This window comes from Exiguobacterium sp. FD-YE-25-4, from assembly GCF_057004685.1.
In genome coordinates, this window is sequence record NZ_CM168041.1 from 970,304 (window position 1) to 984,636 (window position 14,333).

Annotated in this window: 18 protein-coding genes and 1 other annotated feature; of the genes, 15 read left to right on the top strand and 3 right to left on the bottom strand. The window is 52.9% G+C overall.

All coding sequences use genetic code 11. From position 1 onward, the window contains the following. Positions 1-14: 14 nt before the first annotated feature. On the top strand, positions 15-638 hold the full coding sequence (radC, locus tag AC13H5_RS04985; RefSeq protein ID WP_235420135.1) for a RadC family protein: 624 nt from the start codon (positions 15-17) through the stop codon (positions 636-638). A gap of 142 nt (positions 639-780) precedes the next feature. Here radC and AC13H5_RS04990 read toward each other — a convergent pair whose 3' ends face one another. Next, positions 781-1,290 carry a hypothetical protein gene (locus tag AC13H5_RS04990; RefSeq protein WP_483546426.1) on the bottom strand — a complete coding sequence of 170 codons (510 nt, stop codon included), beginning with the start codon at positions 1,288-1,290 and terminating at the stop codon, positions 781-783. 300 nt (positions 1,291-1,590) lie between these two features. Here AC13H5_RS04990 and AC13H5_RS04995 point away from each other — a divergent pair, with 300 nt between their 5' ends. The 14 genes from AC13H5_RS04995 (at position 1,591) to AC13H5_RS05060 (ending at position 12,747) form a co-directional block, all read left to right on the top strand. Further along, a complete protein-coding gene (locus AC13H5_RS04995; RefSeq protein ID WP_251131344.1) occupies positions 1,591-2,034 on the top strand; it encodes a hypothetical protein in 444 nt (147 codons plus the stop codon). Between the two features lie 136 nt (positions 2,035-2,170). After that, complete coding sequence (locus AC13H5_RS05000) at positions 2,171-3,007, top strand: DUF2785 domain-containing protein (protein ID WP_214797101.1); 837 nt, start codon at positions 2,171-2,173, stop codon at positions 3,005-3,007. A gap of 204 nt (positions 3,008-3,211) precedes the next feature. After that, positions 3,212-4,249: a rod shape-determining protein gene (locus AC13H5_RS05005; protein WP_034776859.1), complete on the top strand. Its 1,038-nt coding sequence runs from the start codon at positions 3,212-3,214 to the stop codon at positions 4,247-4,249. Between the two features lie 13 nt (positions 4,250-4,262). After that, complete coding sequence (gene mreC, locus AC13H5_RS05010) at positions 4,263-5,153, top strand: rod shape-determining protein MreC (RefSeq protein ID WP_034776861.1); 891 nt, start codon at positions 4,263-4,265, stop codon at positions 5,151-5,153. A 1-nt stretch (position 5,154) separates the two neighbouring features. After that, positions 5,155-5,649, top strand: coding sequence for a rod shape-determining protein MreD (gene mreD, locus AC13H5_RS05015; RefSeq protein ID WP_052090206.1), 495 nt, complete (start codon positions 5,155-5,157; stop codon positions 5,647-5,649). A 5-nt stretch (positions 5,650-5,654) separates the two neighbouring features. Beyond that, positions 5,655-6,323: a septum site-determining protein MinC gene (locus tag AC13H5_RS05020; RefSeq protein ID WP_232939187.1), complete on the top strand. Its 669-nt coding sequence runs from the start codon at positions 5,655-5,657 to the stop codon at positions 6,321-6,323. A 5-nt stretch (positions 6,324-6,328) separates the two neighbouring features. Continuing rightward, on the top strand, positions 6,329-7,186 hold the full coding sequence (gene minD / locus AC13H5_RS05025; protein ID WP_051627738.1) for a septum site-determining protein MinD: 858 nt from the start codon (positions 6,329-6,331) through the stop codon (positions 7,184-7,186). Between the two features lie 42 nt (positions 7,187-7,228). Continuing rightward, the gene (locus AC13H5_RS05030) at positions 7,229-8,554 is read left to right on the top strand and encodes a ribonuclease E/G (protein ID WP_138859739.1); all 1,326 of its coding nucleotides are present in this window, start codon (positions 7,229-7,231) and stop codon (positions 8,552-8,554) included. A gap of 55 nt (positions 8,555-8,609) precedes the next feature. Then, positions 8,610-8,681 (top strand) — a sequence feature (ribosomal protein L21 leader region). 15 nt (positions 8,682-8,696) lie between these two features. Beyond that, a complete protein-coding gene (gene rplU / locus AC13H5_RS05035) occupies positions 8,697-9,005 on the top strand; it encodes a 50S ribosomal protein L21 (protein ID WP_015881153.1) in 309 nt (102 codons plus the stop codon). 3 nt (positions 9,006-9,008) lie between these two features. After that, positions 9,009-9,344, top strand: a complete 336-nt coding sequence (locus tag AC13H5_RS05040; RefSeq protein ID WP_034776866.1) for a ribosomal-processing cysteine protease Prp — start codon at positions 9,009-9,011, stop codon at positions 9,342-9,344. A 12-nt stretch (positions 9,345-9,356) separates the two neighbouring features. Then, complete coding sequence (gene rpmA, locus AC13H5_RS05045; RefSeq protein WP_016508537.1) at positions 9,357-9,638, top strand: 50S ribosomal protein L27; 282 nt, start codon at positions 9,357-9,359, stop codon at positions 9,636-9,638. Between the two features lie 76 nt (positions 9,639-9,714). Continuing rightward, the gene (locus AC13H5_RS05050; RefSeq protein WP_034776867.1) at positions 9,715-10,155 is read left to right on the top strand and encodes a Spo0B domain-containing protein; all 441 of its coding nucleotides are present in this window, start codon (positions 9,715-9,717) and stop codon (positions 10,153-10,155) included. Next, positions 10,156-11,445, top strand: a complete 1,290-nt coding sequence (gene obgE / locus AC13H5_RS05055) for a GTPase ObgE (RefSeq protein WP_034776868.1) — start codon at positions 10,156-10,158, stop codon at positions 11,443-11,445. A 15-nt stretch (positions 11,446-11,460) separates the two neighbouring features. Continuing rightward, positions 11,461-12,747, top strand: a complete 1,287-nt coding sequence (locus tag AC13H5_RS05060) for a hemolysin family protein (RefSeq protein ID WP_034776869.1) — start codon at positions 11,461-11,463, stop codon at positions 12,745-12,747. Between the two features lie 44 nt (positions 12,748-12,791). Here the strand turns inward: AC13H5_RS05060 and AC13H5_RS05065 are convergent, their stop codons facing one another. After that, the gene (locus AC13H5_RS05065; RefSeq protein ID WP_034776870.1) at positions 12,792-13,568 is read right to left on the bottom strand and encodes an NUDIX domain-containing protein; all 777 of its coding nucleotides are present in this window, start codon (positions 13,566-13,568) and stop codon (positions 12,792-12,794) included. Positions 13,569-13,694: 126 nt separating this feature from the next. Next, positions 13,695-14,276, bottom strand: coding sequence for a DedA family protein (locus tag AC13H5_RS05070; protein ID WP_483546427.1), 582 nt, complete (start codon positions 14,274-14,276; stop codon positions 13,695-13,697). Positions 14,277-14,333 lie beyond the last annotated feature (57 nt).

The following is a 14,333-nucleotide window of genomic DNA, read 5'->3' on the forward strand; positions in this document are numbered from 1 at the left end:
GTGAAGGAATGACCATGGTGCTCGACCGAAGTGTTGAATCCGCAATCGCCCGGCTGCTCCAAATCGGGGGCAGGGGTGGCGACCCGCACGAGACGGCCCGACGGCTGTCCGACGTATATCCGACGCTCCGGGCGCTGTCGCAGGCGTCCGTGAGCGACCTCTGTCAAATCGAGGGCATGACGAAGAAGAAAGCTGAGCAGTTGCTCGCAGCGTTCGCGATCGGTCTCCGTTACGTCGAGGAACCGAAAGTGGAGACGCCGACGATCCGTTCGCCACAGGACGCCTATGAACTGCTCCGTGATGAACTCCGGCTCTTGAATCAGGAACATTTCATCTGTCTGTATTTGAACACGAAGAACCAGCTCATCGCCCGGAAGACGCTGTTCGTCGGTGGGCTCAATTCGTCGATTGTTCATCCACGTGACGTGTTTCGCGAGGCGCTCAAACTGTCGGCCGCTTGTTTCATCGCTGTCCATAACCACCCGAGCGGGGACGCGACCCCGAGCCGGGAAGATATCGAGGTATCGGAGCGGCTCGTCGAGGCCGGTCACATCGTCGGCATCGCTTGTCTCGACCACGTCATCATCGGCGAGGACCATTACGTCAGTATGAAGCAACGTGGGTATATGAATGGTTGAACAGGGGGCAGGCGCATGTGCGTCTGCTTTTTTGTTCAGACTCCATGTTTCCTACATTCCCTCAAAACAAAACCCCATAAATGTTGGATGGTCATGTCCAACGTTTATGGGGTAGTTCACAGCGGGTGGTTTTGGCTTGTCCTTATTTACTCGATGAAGGACTCGAAATGGGCGACCTACGTCGAGTCCATAAGACATACATGATCGCCATGGCTAACGTCAGTAGAATATATATAACAAACGTATTTAAGTTAAAGAGTTGATTACTCATATACGTATATGTAATACTCGTCACTCTCTCAAGGAAGAGAGGATCAGTAATCTTATACTCTCGTTCAATGACTACTTGTTGGACGTACTCTTTACGCTCGTGATAATTATCAACCTGCTGTTCATAGATGAAAAACAAAGCGATCCCGATGATGAACAACAGAGGGAGTAATATACGGGAATTAGAGTTGAAAAACTTCATCACTTTGATCCAATCATTCATGATGAACAGTGCAAGGAGCAAAAGGATAGGAATAAACAATAAAGCAGGGTTACCATTCCCAGAAATCTGAACCGGATCAACCGTCGACAGATTTCCAAGATAAAACGCGAGTGAAGCGATTGTGATCCGACTTAGAGCGAATAACCATTGTTTAATCATAGGTTCTCCTCTTCACTTAAATTTTTCAATCATGTCTAACATAAATTATAGGCCATAATCGGCCATCGTCACAGTCAGATAGTGGTCGTTGTTGGTCCATTTAAATTAAATCAATATGCCGCTTCAAGAACATAATGATTATAGATGATAGTTTAGACTTGAGCCTAAAGCGTATGAGCACGTCATCCATAACCTGAGATCATTTTTGTATGAAGCAATGAGGGTGTATGAATGTTTGAAACTGGGATTTAATTTCCAAATGAAACATTCGTTTGCTATACTGACAGACGAGGTGTTCATATGGAAAAATTGATTTGGTTATTGATGCTTGTTGTCGCGCTCGTCGCCAGTTTCGTCCCGCTTGAGCCACTCGTACTGTCGCTTCTCGTGTTCGCGTTGTTCATCTTCATCAGTGTGGCGCTGTTTCAACGGTTCCAACGTGAGGATCATTGGCTCGACCGCGTCTCACCGCTCGTCGGTGTCGGCATCGGGATTGGCGCATTGATCGCGTATGCTGCTCTATTTGTCGCTTGGTTCAATTCATCAATCGACCTTCAGGTGTGGCAAGTCATTCCGCAACTCATCTTCATGTATATCGGGATTTACTTGTTCGTCGTGACGGTGTCGAGTTTTTTGGCAGGGGCGACCCGCGTCCGTCCGTCCCGATTCTTTCGGCCGGTGCTCATCTTCTCGGTCGTCTTTTACGGATCGATGCTTTTGCTCCCGCTCCAGCCAGGTCTCTAATCTTCAACTTGTCATTCGAACGAAGCAGGCGCATCCGTGCCTGCTTTTTGTTTGTTTAGAGGAGTCATCAAACGCGGCGTCGAAAACCGAGAGTATACGGTTCTATACGACCTACGAAGAGGGAATGTGATCAGATATGAATGAGGAGACTATCTATCAGGAACGGGATTTGAAGTTGATGTTGACGGACATCAAGGACGGGACGGTTCGGTTACAGGAATTAGACGAGGAGCGGGTCATACAATCGATGCTCCATCATATTGGATCGACGGATGCGGAGCTTCGAGATCAGTTGATTTACACGCTCTTTTATCGCTTCATCATCGAAGACGAACAACTGACGAACGAACAACTGACTGGTCTATTCAATTCGACGCTCAAATACCACTTGTTCCACGGCATCGGAGAGACGGCATCAGATACCGTCTTCACGCGGGCGTTCTCGACGCTATTGATTGCCTTGATTTTGTATCAAGACCGCCAGCAAAGGTTTTTATCGGAACCGAATCTCGAGATGTTGAAAGCGAAGCTCCTGGCATATCTCGATTGTGAAATCGATACGAGAGGGTACGTGCCCACAAAAGGTTGGGCCCATGCGATCGCCCATGTGGCCGATGCCTTCGACGAGCTCGTCCTGCATCCGCACCTCGACGAGACGGAGTTCGGGGAGATTCTCGAGGCGCTGTGGGACAAAGTGGTGTTTCCGACCGTTTATTTGCACGATGAGGATGAGCGCTTGCTGAATCCCATCTTCGCCTTGCTAGAGCGCGGGATGGACGAGCACGAAATCGTCGTTCTATTAGACGGCTTACCGGCTCAACTGAGCGCACAAAAGCAGCAACTCGAGCCCGAGCAGTATTGGCACGTCGTCCATAACGTGAAAACGTTTCTAAAGAGCTTCTTCGTGAAATTGTACGATGTAAACCGACCGATGCTTCAAACCGCCGTATTCGAGACGTTAAAGCAGATTTGACGAGAACCCATAAAAATCTAGGCAGGCGCTTTCACGCGCTTGCTTTTTGATTTGCCTTTTTGCCGAAAAGAAGGCACACTAATAAACGGTGAGACAGGACTGAGATTCGCGTTATTGTAAATAACCTGTAATCGAATGAACGTTTTCAAACATGATTTTTCCGTTATAATAAAAAATAGTGTAACCAAGAGAGGAGCAGCACGTATGTTTCGTAGTTTTAACCGAGAAATCGGAATCGACCTTGGAACGGCAAATACGCTCGTTTATGTAAAAGGTCAAGGCATCGTTGTTCGTGAACCGTCCGTAGTGGCGTTCCGTACAGATACAGGTAGAATTGAGGCCGTGGGTAACCAGGCCAAGGATATGATTGGACGTACGCCGGGCAACGTCACGGCACGCCGTCCGATGAAAGATGGGGTTATCGCCGACTTCGAGACGACAGCGACGATGATCAAATACTTCATGGAGCAAGCACAGAAGTCGAAGAGCGGTTTGTTCTCATCGAAGACGAACGTCATGATTTGTGTGCCAAGCGGCATCACGTCAGTCGAAAAACGTGCCGTCGAAGACGCAGCCAAGCAAGCGGGCGCACGTGAAGCGTACACGATCGAAGAACCGTTCGCGGCAGCAATCGGCGCCGGTCTCCCGGTTTGGGAACCGACAGGCTCGATGGTCGTTGATATCGGTGGCGGTACGACCGAAGTCGCAGTGATCTCACTCGGCGGCATCGTGACGAGCCAATCGATTCGTGTCGGCGGTGACGAAATGGATGACGCCATTATTCGTTACATCAAAAACAAATACAACCTCATGATCGGGGAGCGGACGTCAGAGACGCTCAAGATGGAAGTCGGTTCGGCTCGCATCGACGCTTCGAACGAGAATGAGAAAATGGAAATCCGTGGTCGCGACCTCGTGACAGGTCTTCCAAAACAAATCGAAGTCTCGGCTTCTGAAGTGTGCGAAGCACTCTCGGATACGGTCGAAGCGATCCTCGCGGGCGTGAAACAAACGCTCGAGCAGACGCCGCCGGAACTTGCTGCTGACGTGATGGACCGCGGCATCGTCCTCACAGGCGGTGGAGCCCTCCTTAAAAACTTGGATGACGTCATCTCGGACGAGACACACATCCCGACACTCGTCGCGGATGAGCCGCTCGATTGCGTCGCCATCGGGACAGGAAAATCTCTTGAAATGATGGACGTCCTCCGTTCAAAATCAGGCATCTCGTCGCGTCGATGAGTGGTGACACACGATGAGCCGGTTCGTACGCAATAAAAAGCTCATCATCACGCTGATCGGTATCATCTTATTCGTTGTGATTTTAGGGGTTTCGATTCGAGGACGGTCGGAATCCGCCTGGTACCAAGACGTCACGCGTGATGTGGTCGGAACGTTCCAACGGGTGTTCACGGTGCCGATCGGCTGGATGGACAGTACCGTGTCCTCGATTTCGAACGTACGAGATATTTATGAAGAGAACCGTCAATTGAAACAACATTTGACGAAATACGCGGAAGTGTCGGTCGAGGCCGATGACCTGCGCCGTGAGAACGAAGAATTGCGGCAAATGGTCGAGGCGTCCGACACGTCGCTCCGTGACTTTGACTTGATTCCCGCCGAAGTGATCGGGCGTACGCCGAACGACTGGCAGCGCTACGTAACGGTCAACGTCGGGGAAGAGCGCGGTGTCGAGAAAGGCATGGCCGTCACGGCCGCCGGCGGTATGGTCGGTCGCGTCATCCAAACGAGCGCCTATACGTCGCAAGTGCAACTCCTCTCTGACAACAACCGGACGAACAACGTCTCGGCCGTCGTCAAGGACGCGGACGGCAAAGCGACGTACGGGACGATCGACGGCTTCGACAGCGAGACGAACGAGCTCTTCTTCACGAAGGTCTCGAACAGCGTCAAGTTGAAAGAAGGCGAAATCGTGTCGACGTCAGGTCTCGGTGGGCGCTATCCGGCCGGTCTCGTCATCGGTACGGTTGAGTCGATCGAAACCGACGAATACGGCGTGTCTCAAGTCGCCCGCATCAAACCTGAGGCGGACTTCAACGAGTTCTCGCAAATGTTTGTCATCGATCGAACGCTAGACGAACCGTTCTTGACGGGTCCCGAGGAAGGAGGAGCAGCGGGTGAGTAACATGAAAGTGTTCATCGCCCTGTTCCTCCTCTTTCTTATTGAAGGGACATGGGCCGCCATCTTCTCATGGCACTATGTGACGCCGTTCTTGTATTTGACGTTGATCGGCTTGATGTACGTCAGTTTGTATGGCCGCTGGGAGTCGGCGCTCGGATTCGGTCTCGTCTTCGGGCTATTGTATGACATCGTCTACACCGACTTGCTCGGAATTTACTTATTTACTTTTTCACTCATTCCTCTCTTAGTCAGCTTCGTGTTAAAATATATAGGTGAGAACTTCTTCTCGGTCGTCATCACGTTCACATTCATGATCCTCGTGTTTTCTTTCGGGATTTTCAGTGTCATGACGGCGGTCGGTGGGACGACCATGACCATTCAAACACTATTAGTTGAACAGATTCCAGGGACGCTCGCCGTCAACGCTGTCGCCATCGCACTGTTATACGTGCCGATGACACGATACGTGGCGCCGCGGCCTGTAGCGAAAAGAGGGTAGCCATGATGGAGCGTAAACGACATATTACGATAAAAGGACATCGCAACGGTATTGCAATCCACTTCAATCCACGGAGTGGCATCGATGAGGTGCTCGGAGAGCTTGAGGCCACGTTACAAGAAATGGAGCCGCCCTCTGGGAAGATTGCACTCAAATTGCACGCGGGTACTCGTTACATCGACGAGGAGCTGTCACGTCAAATTCGTGAAGTCGTCGCTCGTCATGGCGTTTTTTATATCGAGGAGCTGTCGAGCGAGGTCATGTTGACCGAAGAGGCGAAAGCGACCTACGGCAAAAAGACGTTCCACTACCATAGCGGGACGATTCGAAGCGGGCAAGTGCTCGATTTCGATGGCTCGGTGCTCATTATCGGAGACATCAACCCGGGGTCCGAGGTTCGGGCAACGGGCAGCATATATTGTTTAGGGACGATACGAGGAAATGTGCGTGCCGGTGTCGAAGGATGGGAGGAAGCGGTCATCACCGCCAGTCTGCTCCATCCGAAGTTTTTAGCGATCGGTGAACATGTGCTCGCGTCGGACGACGACGAAGAGCTTCCGGAGATCGAGATGGGATGCGCGTATCAGACGAATCAGGGCATTGAAATGACGCGTCTTCGTCAAGTCATGACTGGGCTGAAAGACGCATATGCAATGGAATTACAGAGAGGGTGAGTTTGATGGAGCAAGTAGTAGAGCCTGTACATACAGCTAAAGAAGTGAAGAAAGGTCGGGCCATCGTCGTGACGTCGGGGAAAGGTGGCGTCGGGAAGACGACCACGACCGCGAACCTCGGGACGGGCCTCGCGTTGTCTGGCCACTCGGTCTGTCTCGTCGATACGGATATCGGTCTACGGAACTTGGATATCATCTTAGGACTCGACAACCGGAGCATCTATAACCTCGTTGACGTCATCAACGGGCAGTGCAAGCTGCATCAGGCGCTCGTCCGTGACAAGCGGTTCGAAGAGATGTATCTCTTGCCTGCGGCCCAGTCGAAAGACAAGACGTCGGTCCAACCGGAGCAAGTGAAAGAGATCATCGACCAGTTGAAGACCGAATACGACTTCGTATTGATCGACTGTCCGGCCGGTATCGAGCAAGGTTTCATGAACGCCATCGCCGGCGCCGACGAGGCTGTCGTCGTGACGACGCCTGAGAAGGCTGCCGTTCAAGACGCGGACCGCATCATCGGTATGCTCGAGCAAGCGGAACATGTCGCTGCACCGAAACTGATCGTCAACCGCGTCAAGAACCATCTCGTCGAATCAGGCGACATGCTCGACATCGATGACATCATGCGTATCTTGTCGATCGATTTGCTCGGCGTCGTCGTCGACGATGAAGAAGTCATCGCCGCTGCGAACCGCGGAGTGCCGGTCACGATGAACCCGGACAACAACGCCGGACAAGCGTACCGCAACATCACGCGCCGCATTCTCGGCGAGTCGGTGCCGCTCATGTCGATCCAGACCGAACAAAAACCGGTCGGCTTCTGGACGCGGCTCATGATGAAGTTTGGAATGAAAAAAGCCTAAGGCAACGAAAGTTGCCTTTTTGTGTCGAAAGGAGAGATACGTGTGCGATTGATCTATGAACGGACCCCGTCCATCGAACGGGCCATGCTCGTCGATGGGGAACGCCTCCTCGAGGTCGAGGAACGCTTCATCGACCAACTGTCGGTCGGGACGATTCTCGAGGCCGCGATCGAACGGATTCACCCGTCGCTCGGCGCCGCGTTTTTGACGACCGGCGAGACGACGTTCTTCCTGCCGATTGCCGAGACGCTCAAAGCGCTCGAGGCGTATCCGAACGTGCCGGGCATCGGCCAGGCGGCCGTCGTCGGTGACAAACGCCTCGTCCAAGTGACGAAAGAAGGCATCAACGGAAAACATCATAAAGTGACGGAAAACATCCGCTTCGGCGGACGCTACATCGTTTACTTCCCATACGGCCGGCGTAAGCTGTATAGCCGGAAGCTCGACCTCGTCACCCAGGACCGGTTATCGAAAGTGTTCGAGCTCGAAGAAGCGGAAGGGGTCTTGTTTCGGACGGAGTCAGGGCAAGCGAGCCCTGACGTCCTTCAAGAAGAACTTGCCTTGCTTCGGCGTCGCGCCGCGGACGTCGTGACGGCACGACGCGGGCAGGATGAGCTGCTGTGTGAACAGTTCGTGCGCCGCCATGCGGTCGAGTCGGTCATGTTGAACGACAAGGAAGCACAAGAGCGGTTATCACGGCTCGAGGTCAACGTCGAACGCCATGTCGGCAAAGGTCGGATGAAAGAAGCGGCCCGGCTCGACGGGGCGATTGAAAAGCTCGGACAGCGCGTCGTCTGGCTTGAAGGTGGTTCTTACGTCTTGGTCGAACAAGTTGAGACGATGACCGTCATCGACGTCAACAGCGGCAAGAACGTCGCCGTCAAGGACAAGGGGCGGGCAGCCGACACAATCAACGAGGCCGCACTCTACGCGGTCATGGAGCAGCTCCGACTGCGCAATATCGGCGGCATGGTCGTCATCGACTTCTTACGCGGGTCAAAAGACGGGCAGGCCCGGCTCTTGAAAAAGATGAAAGAGCTCGGCGCCCGTGATCCGCGCCGCGTCGAAGTGTACGGTTTCACGCGTATGGGCTTGTTCGAGCTGTCCCGGGAACGCACGGGCCGTTCGATTCAAGACCGGATGACGCACGACGGGAAGCCGTCGAAGCTCGCCGTCTTCTCTCGGATTGAACGTGCTTTGATGGAGCTCGCGCCGGAAGTCGAAGCGGTCGTCTTGACGCTCCCGGGCAAGTGGCACGACGCGTCGTGGGATGGGTTTGCCTGCACGGTCCTCCTCGTCGAGGGAGAACCGGATGTGGCGTTCTATGGGACGCTCGAGGAATGTCAGAATTTCGTATCTCGTCATTGACAACGATGAAACGAGAGTGGTATTATCTATAACGTTAGTTCGTTTGGAAGCACCCAAATGGCTACAACCGCACAGAACGGGTTGAAACGGTTTCGCCCTGCCCTGGATGGCGAGTCTGAGTTTAATAAGGAGGTGCACGTATATGTACGCAATCATCAAAACTGGTGGTAAGCAAATCAAAGTTGAAGCAGGTCAAGAGATCTACATCGAAAAACTCGATGCTGATGTCGAGGGTACTGTAGAATTCGGTGAAGTTCTTTTCGTTGGTGGTGACGATGTTAAAGTCGGAGCTCCACTCGTAGAGGGCGCTAAAGTTGTCGGTACTGTGGTAAAACACGGCCGCGCTAAGAAGATCACTGTCTTCAAAATGAAAGCTAAGAAAAACTACCGTCGTAAGCAAGGTCACCGTCAGCCTTACACGAAAGTTCGCATCGAGAAAATCGAAGCGTAAGCTATGATTCGAGTAACGGTCAGACGAGACGAGACGAAGTCGATTCGTTCCGTCGAAGTGACAGGTCACGCCAACTTTGCCGAACCCGGTTCTGACTTGGTATGTGCCGGCGTTTCTGCCATCATCTTTGGGGCATACAACGCTGTTGAGGTACTCGCCGGTCAGTCGCTTCTTGTAGAAATGGCAGACAAAACAGAGGGTGGCTACTTTTATGTCGAGACGTATCCTGACCTATCACCGGAGGATATGACTCGCACCCAATTGTTATTAGAAGGGATGCTCGTGCAACTAGACACGATCGCCCAGAGTTACGGTGATTATATCCAAATTGAACAATAGGAGGTGGACCTCATGTTACAATTGAACCTTCAGTTCTTCGCATCGAAAAAGGGAGTAGGATCGACTAAAAACGGTCGTGACTCGATTTCGAAACGCCTCGGCGCTAAACGCGCTGACGGACAAACGGTTTCAGCTGGATCGATTCTCTACCGTCAACGCGGTACGAAAATTCACCCAGGTGAAAACGTAGGCCGTGGTGGCGACGACACATTGTTTGCTAAAGTTGACGGCGTAGTACGCTTCGAGCGTCTTGGTCGCGACAAGAAACAAGTGAGCGTTTACCCAGTTGCGTAAGTAGAACCACGCAGAAGACTCTAGCCACTTATTTGGTTAGAGTCTTTTTTACTAGTTTTACCTAGGAGAGGATTGCATGAACTCACAGGCAGCACTGAAACTATTATCGACCGTCCGTCACGAATGGATGAATCGGCTTCAGATGATCTCCTTGTACGCGGCGCTCGAGCCTGAAAAACTCGAGGAGCTGTACGAGCGATATCGTCAGCACGCCGACGAGGAGAGTGCGCTTATTCGTTTGGATTTGCCGATGACGAGTCTCGTCATCATACAAGCGAATTGGGAAGGACGGTTGACCTACAAGGTATCGGCCGACCGTGTGTCGCTCGACGACGCGCGTGTGGCGGACAAACTTGTCCGTCTTCTGTCAGGAACGGATGGACCGATTCATGTGACGTTCACGGACGGACTGATGGTCCGCGTCTTCGGTCATGTGCCGGACGACGTGTTCACGTCAGACGAAGTGTACGAGCAGACAGTAGAATGTTCTACGTTCGTTATAAAGGAGGGGAATTAAATGTTTGTCGATCAGGTTAATATTTTTGTAAAAGCTGGAGACGGCGGTAAAGGGATGGTCGCGTTCCGCCGCGAGAAGTATGTTCCAGACGGTGGACCAGCAGGAGGAGACGGCGGTCACGGTGGTGACGTCGTATTCGAAGTAGAAGAAGGATTGCGCACGCTCGTAGATTTCCGCTTCTCGAAAAAGTTCATTGCCCATGACGGTGAAAAAGGGATGTCGAAAGGCATGCACGGACGAAAAGCGAAGCCGCTCGTCGTCAAAGTCCCACCAGGTACGATTGTATTTGATGCATCGACCGATACGGTCATCGCCGACCTTACCGAGCACGGCCAACGGGCCACGATCGCCAAAGGCGGACGCGGTGGCCGCGGGAACTGTCGTTTTGCGACGCCAGCCAACCCGGCACCAGAGATCGCCGAGAACGGGGAGCCAGGTCAAGAACGCGAATTGCGTCTTGAGTTGAAATTGCTCGCTGACGTCGGTCTCGTCGGATTCCCGTCAGTCGGGAAATCGACGCTCTTGTCAGTCGTCTCGTCGGCACGCCCGAAAATCGGTGCGTACCACTTCACGACGATCACACCGAACCTCGGTGTCGTCAAGACAGCGGACGACCGTGACTTCGTCATGGCCGATCTTCCAGGACTCATCGAAGGGGCGAGCCAAGGCGTCGGTCTCGGTCACCAGTTCCTTCGTCACATCGAGCGGACGAAAGTCATCGTCCACATGATCGATATGAGCGGCATGGAAGGGCGCGACCCGTTCGAAGACTACACGACGATCAACCGCGAGCTCGAGTCGTATAACTTACGCCTCCTCGAGCGTCCGCAAATCGTTGTCGCCAACAAGATGGACATGCCGGATGCGCCGGAATTATTGGAAGAGTTCCAGAAGAAAATCGGAGACGACGTCAAAGTCTTCCCGATCTCGGCACTCGCCAAAGAAGGACTCCGCAACCTGCTCATCGAAGTAGCTAATCTCGTGGACTCGACACCTGAGTTCCCACTCGAAGAGCTCGAAGAGAAGACGGCCACACCACGTGTCGTTTATCGTTACGAGAAGGAAGAGAAAGGGTATCAGATTCATGTCGATGAATACGAACGCTTCGTGATCACGGGGCCGCGCATCGAGAAGCTCTTCAAGATGACGAACTTCGATCACGACGAATCGATCAAACGATTCGCGCGTCAAATGCGTCAAATGGGCGTCGATGACGACCTTCGCAAGTTGGGTGCCGAAGACGGCAGCGTCGTCGCCATCTTGGACTTTGAATTCGAATTTGTCGAATAATCTTTTATTAATGAAATGGAGTGTGAAGTAAACGTGGACCCTGTGCCCTCGTCTAGTTTAATTCTTTATGCAGTTTTAGTTATGTTGTCAGCCTTTTTCTCTTCTGCCGAGACCGCGCTCTCGAGTGTGAACCGCGTCCGGATGATTCGTATGAGTGAAGACGGGGACAAGGGCGCCAAGCGCGTCCTCCACCTCGTCGACCGCTTCGATGACACGCTCTCGACGATTCTCGTCGGGAACAACATCGTCAACATCGGTGCCGCGACGGTGTCGACGGCCATCGCCACGAGTATTTACTCGGGTGGGGCCGGGCTCGTCATCTCGACGTTCGCGACGACGATTGTCATCTTGATTTTCGGTGAGATTTTACCGAAGTCGCTCGCGAAAGAGTTCGCGGAGAAGTATTCGCTTCTCATCAGCGGCATTTTGTTGTTCCTCGTCAAAGTCTTGAAACCGGTGACGATGATCTTTACCGGGTTGAAGAAGTTGGTGCTCCGCATGATTGGGATGAACGACAAAGAGCCGTCGGTGACGGAAGAAGAGTTGAAAGTGCTCGTCGATATGGGAGAAGAAGAAGGAGTGCTCGGCGAGACCGAAGCGGAACTCGTGCATAGCGCCTTCGCCTTCAACGACATTACCGTCGACGATGTGTTGACGCCGCGGATCGATATCCTCGCCGTCGACATTGACGATACGCTTGAAGAGATCAAAGACACGATCTTTAGCGGTGGACATTCTCGTCTGCCGGTGTATAAAGACTCGATTGACAACGTCATCGGGGTGTTGTCAGAGCGTGATTTCCTTCGTTCGATGATGCGTGATGAAGTGACGGACGTCCGTTCGCTCATTCGTCCGCTCACGTACGTATCGCCGCAGACAAAATTGATTGAGCTGCTTCCTGTACTCCAGCAAAAACAATCGCACATGGCCGTCGTCCTCGACGAATTCGGCGGGACGGCCGGTCTGATCACACTCGAAGATATGCTCGAGGAGCTCGTCGGAGACATTTGGGACGAGCACGACGAATCGATCGTCTATTTGAGACGACTCCGTGACGGCGTCTACGAGTGTATGGCCGACATGGATGTCGATGAGTTCGCTGATGAGATGGGAATTAAAGAACCTGAAGTAGATGCCAACACGATGGGTGGTTGGATCGTCGAACTATTAGGAGACATTCCAGAGAAAGGTGCGCGTGTCACGTACGATGACATGACGTTCACCGTTCTCCACGTCGAAAAGCGTCGGATTCGCAAATTGCTCGTCGAGACGGGTCAATCCGAACCGGTCGAACAAGCGTAAACGAACAAAAGGAGGGACCGCCAACTGGCGGTCCCTCCTTTTGTTTAGACGGTATGATGGCGCTCGACGCGTTCGAGCAGCTCGTATGGCCGAACTTTATAGATGGCGTGCGGCATATATGTCGGGTCGATTGCATCAACGAGACGCATTTGGAAGTGCTCTCGTTTGATGTAGTCGCCGACGTTCGACGCATCGACCTTGAAGAAACCGACTTCTTGCGTCTCGCCTTCCTGCGGTTGCAGGTCGCCGGAGACGTAGCGGGCACGGAACGTGACGCAGAGGACGCGCGAGGAGACGTTTTGGTAGATGCCGGTGATGCCTTCGACTTCAATATCGACACCGGTCTCTTCTTTCACTTCACGATGGACGGCGTCGACGATCGACTCATGCTCCTCGACTTGACCACCTGGCATCTCGTACGTGTCGCTCCGGTGCGTGTTCTGGACGAGCAATACTTCACCGGCCTCGTTCGTGACGTAGGCGGTCACGGAGACGATTGTACGCGGTGGCGTATAGTGACCGGTCGGCATCATGAATTCCTCACTCGACTTGATATATAAATCTTTTCCGAGACGGGCCCGCTTCTTCATCGCCTCACGGCGCAAGCCGCTCGAGCGATAATCGCGTTCGACTTGTTCGTAATGTTCGCGGTCGCGGTATTCCCATAGGGCCATGACCTCGCTCTTGTCTTCGGTCACCCAACGACCGACGAGACGAGCGCCGTGCGATACCTGAATCGGATACAGGTATGTATGGAAAAATTCGGTGAATTCATCTAAGCGTTCAGGACGGATGGTGTACGTTTTTCGACGATGGAACATGGTAATTCCTCCTTTGAAGGTGGTATCTCTATTCCGAGAAAAAAACGCTTTCCTCATGACTCTATATTCGTCATCACGATCCGTTTTCCCTCTATATCAAAAAAAAGTCAGCTCGAGCGCATCTGCTCAGGCTGACTTTTTGAATAGGCGCGGATTCGCGCGGACGTAGCGGACGAGAAAGAACAGCCCGATGATGATGCCGACATACGGCAAGAACCCGTGTGTGACTTCACCGATGTGACGCCAATTGTCGCCGAGCATCATCCCGAGTTTGACGAAGAGGAACGACCAGACAGCGAAGATGAGGACGGTCACCGTCAAAAACTTCCGGAACGATAACCGCATGACCCCGGCGCTGACAGCGAACAGTTGGCGCCAAATGACGCTAAGGCAGACGATCCAAGCGCCGTACGTCTCGAACCAGACTTCGGCTCGGCGTTGCTTCGCCTCGTTGATGCGGAACGACCGATAGAGGCGAAGGGCGACAGGGCGTCCTCCGTAGCGGCCAATCCCATATAAGACGATTTGACTGATGACGAACGCCGCCCAGGCAAGCAGGAAGACGAACAGGAACGACGTATCAAGGGAACCGATCAAGTGGCCCCCGTAAGCGAGCACGAGCTCGTTCGGGATGAATTGGATGAAGATGCCGAGCGGGACGCTGAAAACGCCGCACCCGAGCAACAGTTGTTCAAAGAAGTGCCACATGACCGTTCCCTCCTTTCCAAATTTTGTACAGGATGCATTCCATCCATCAGTATAACG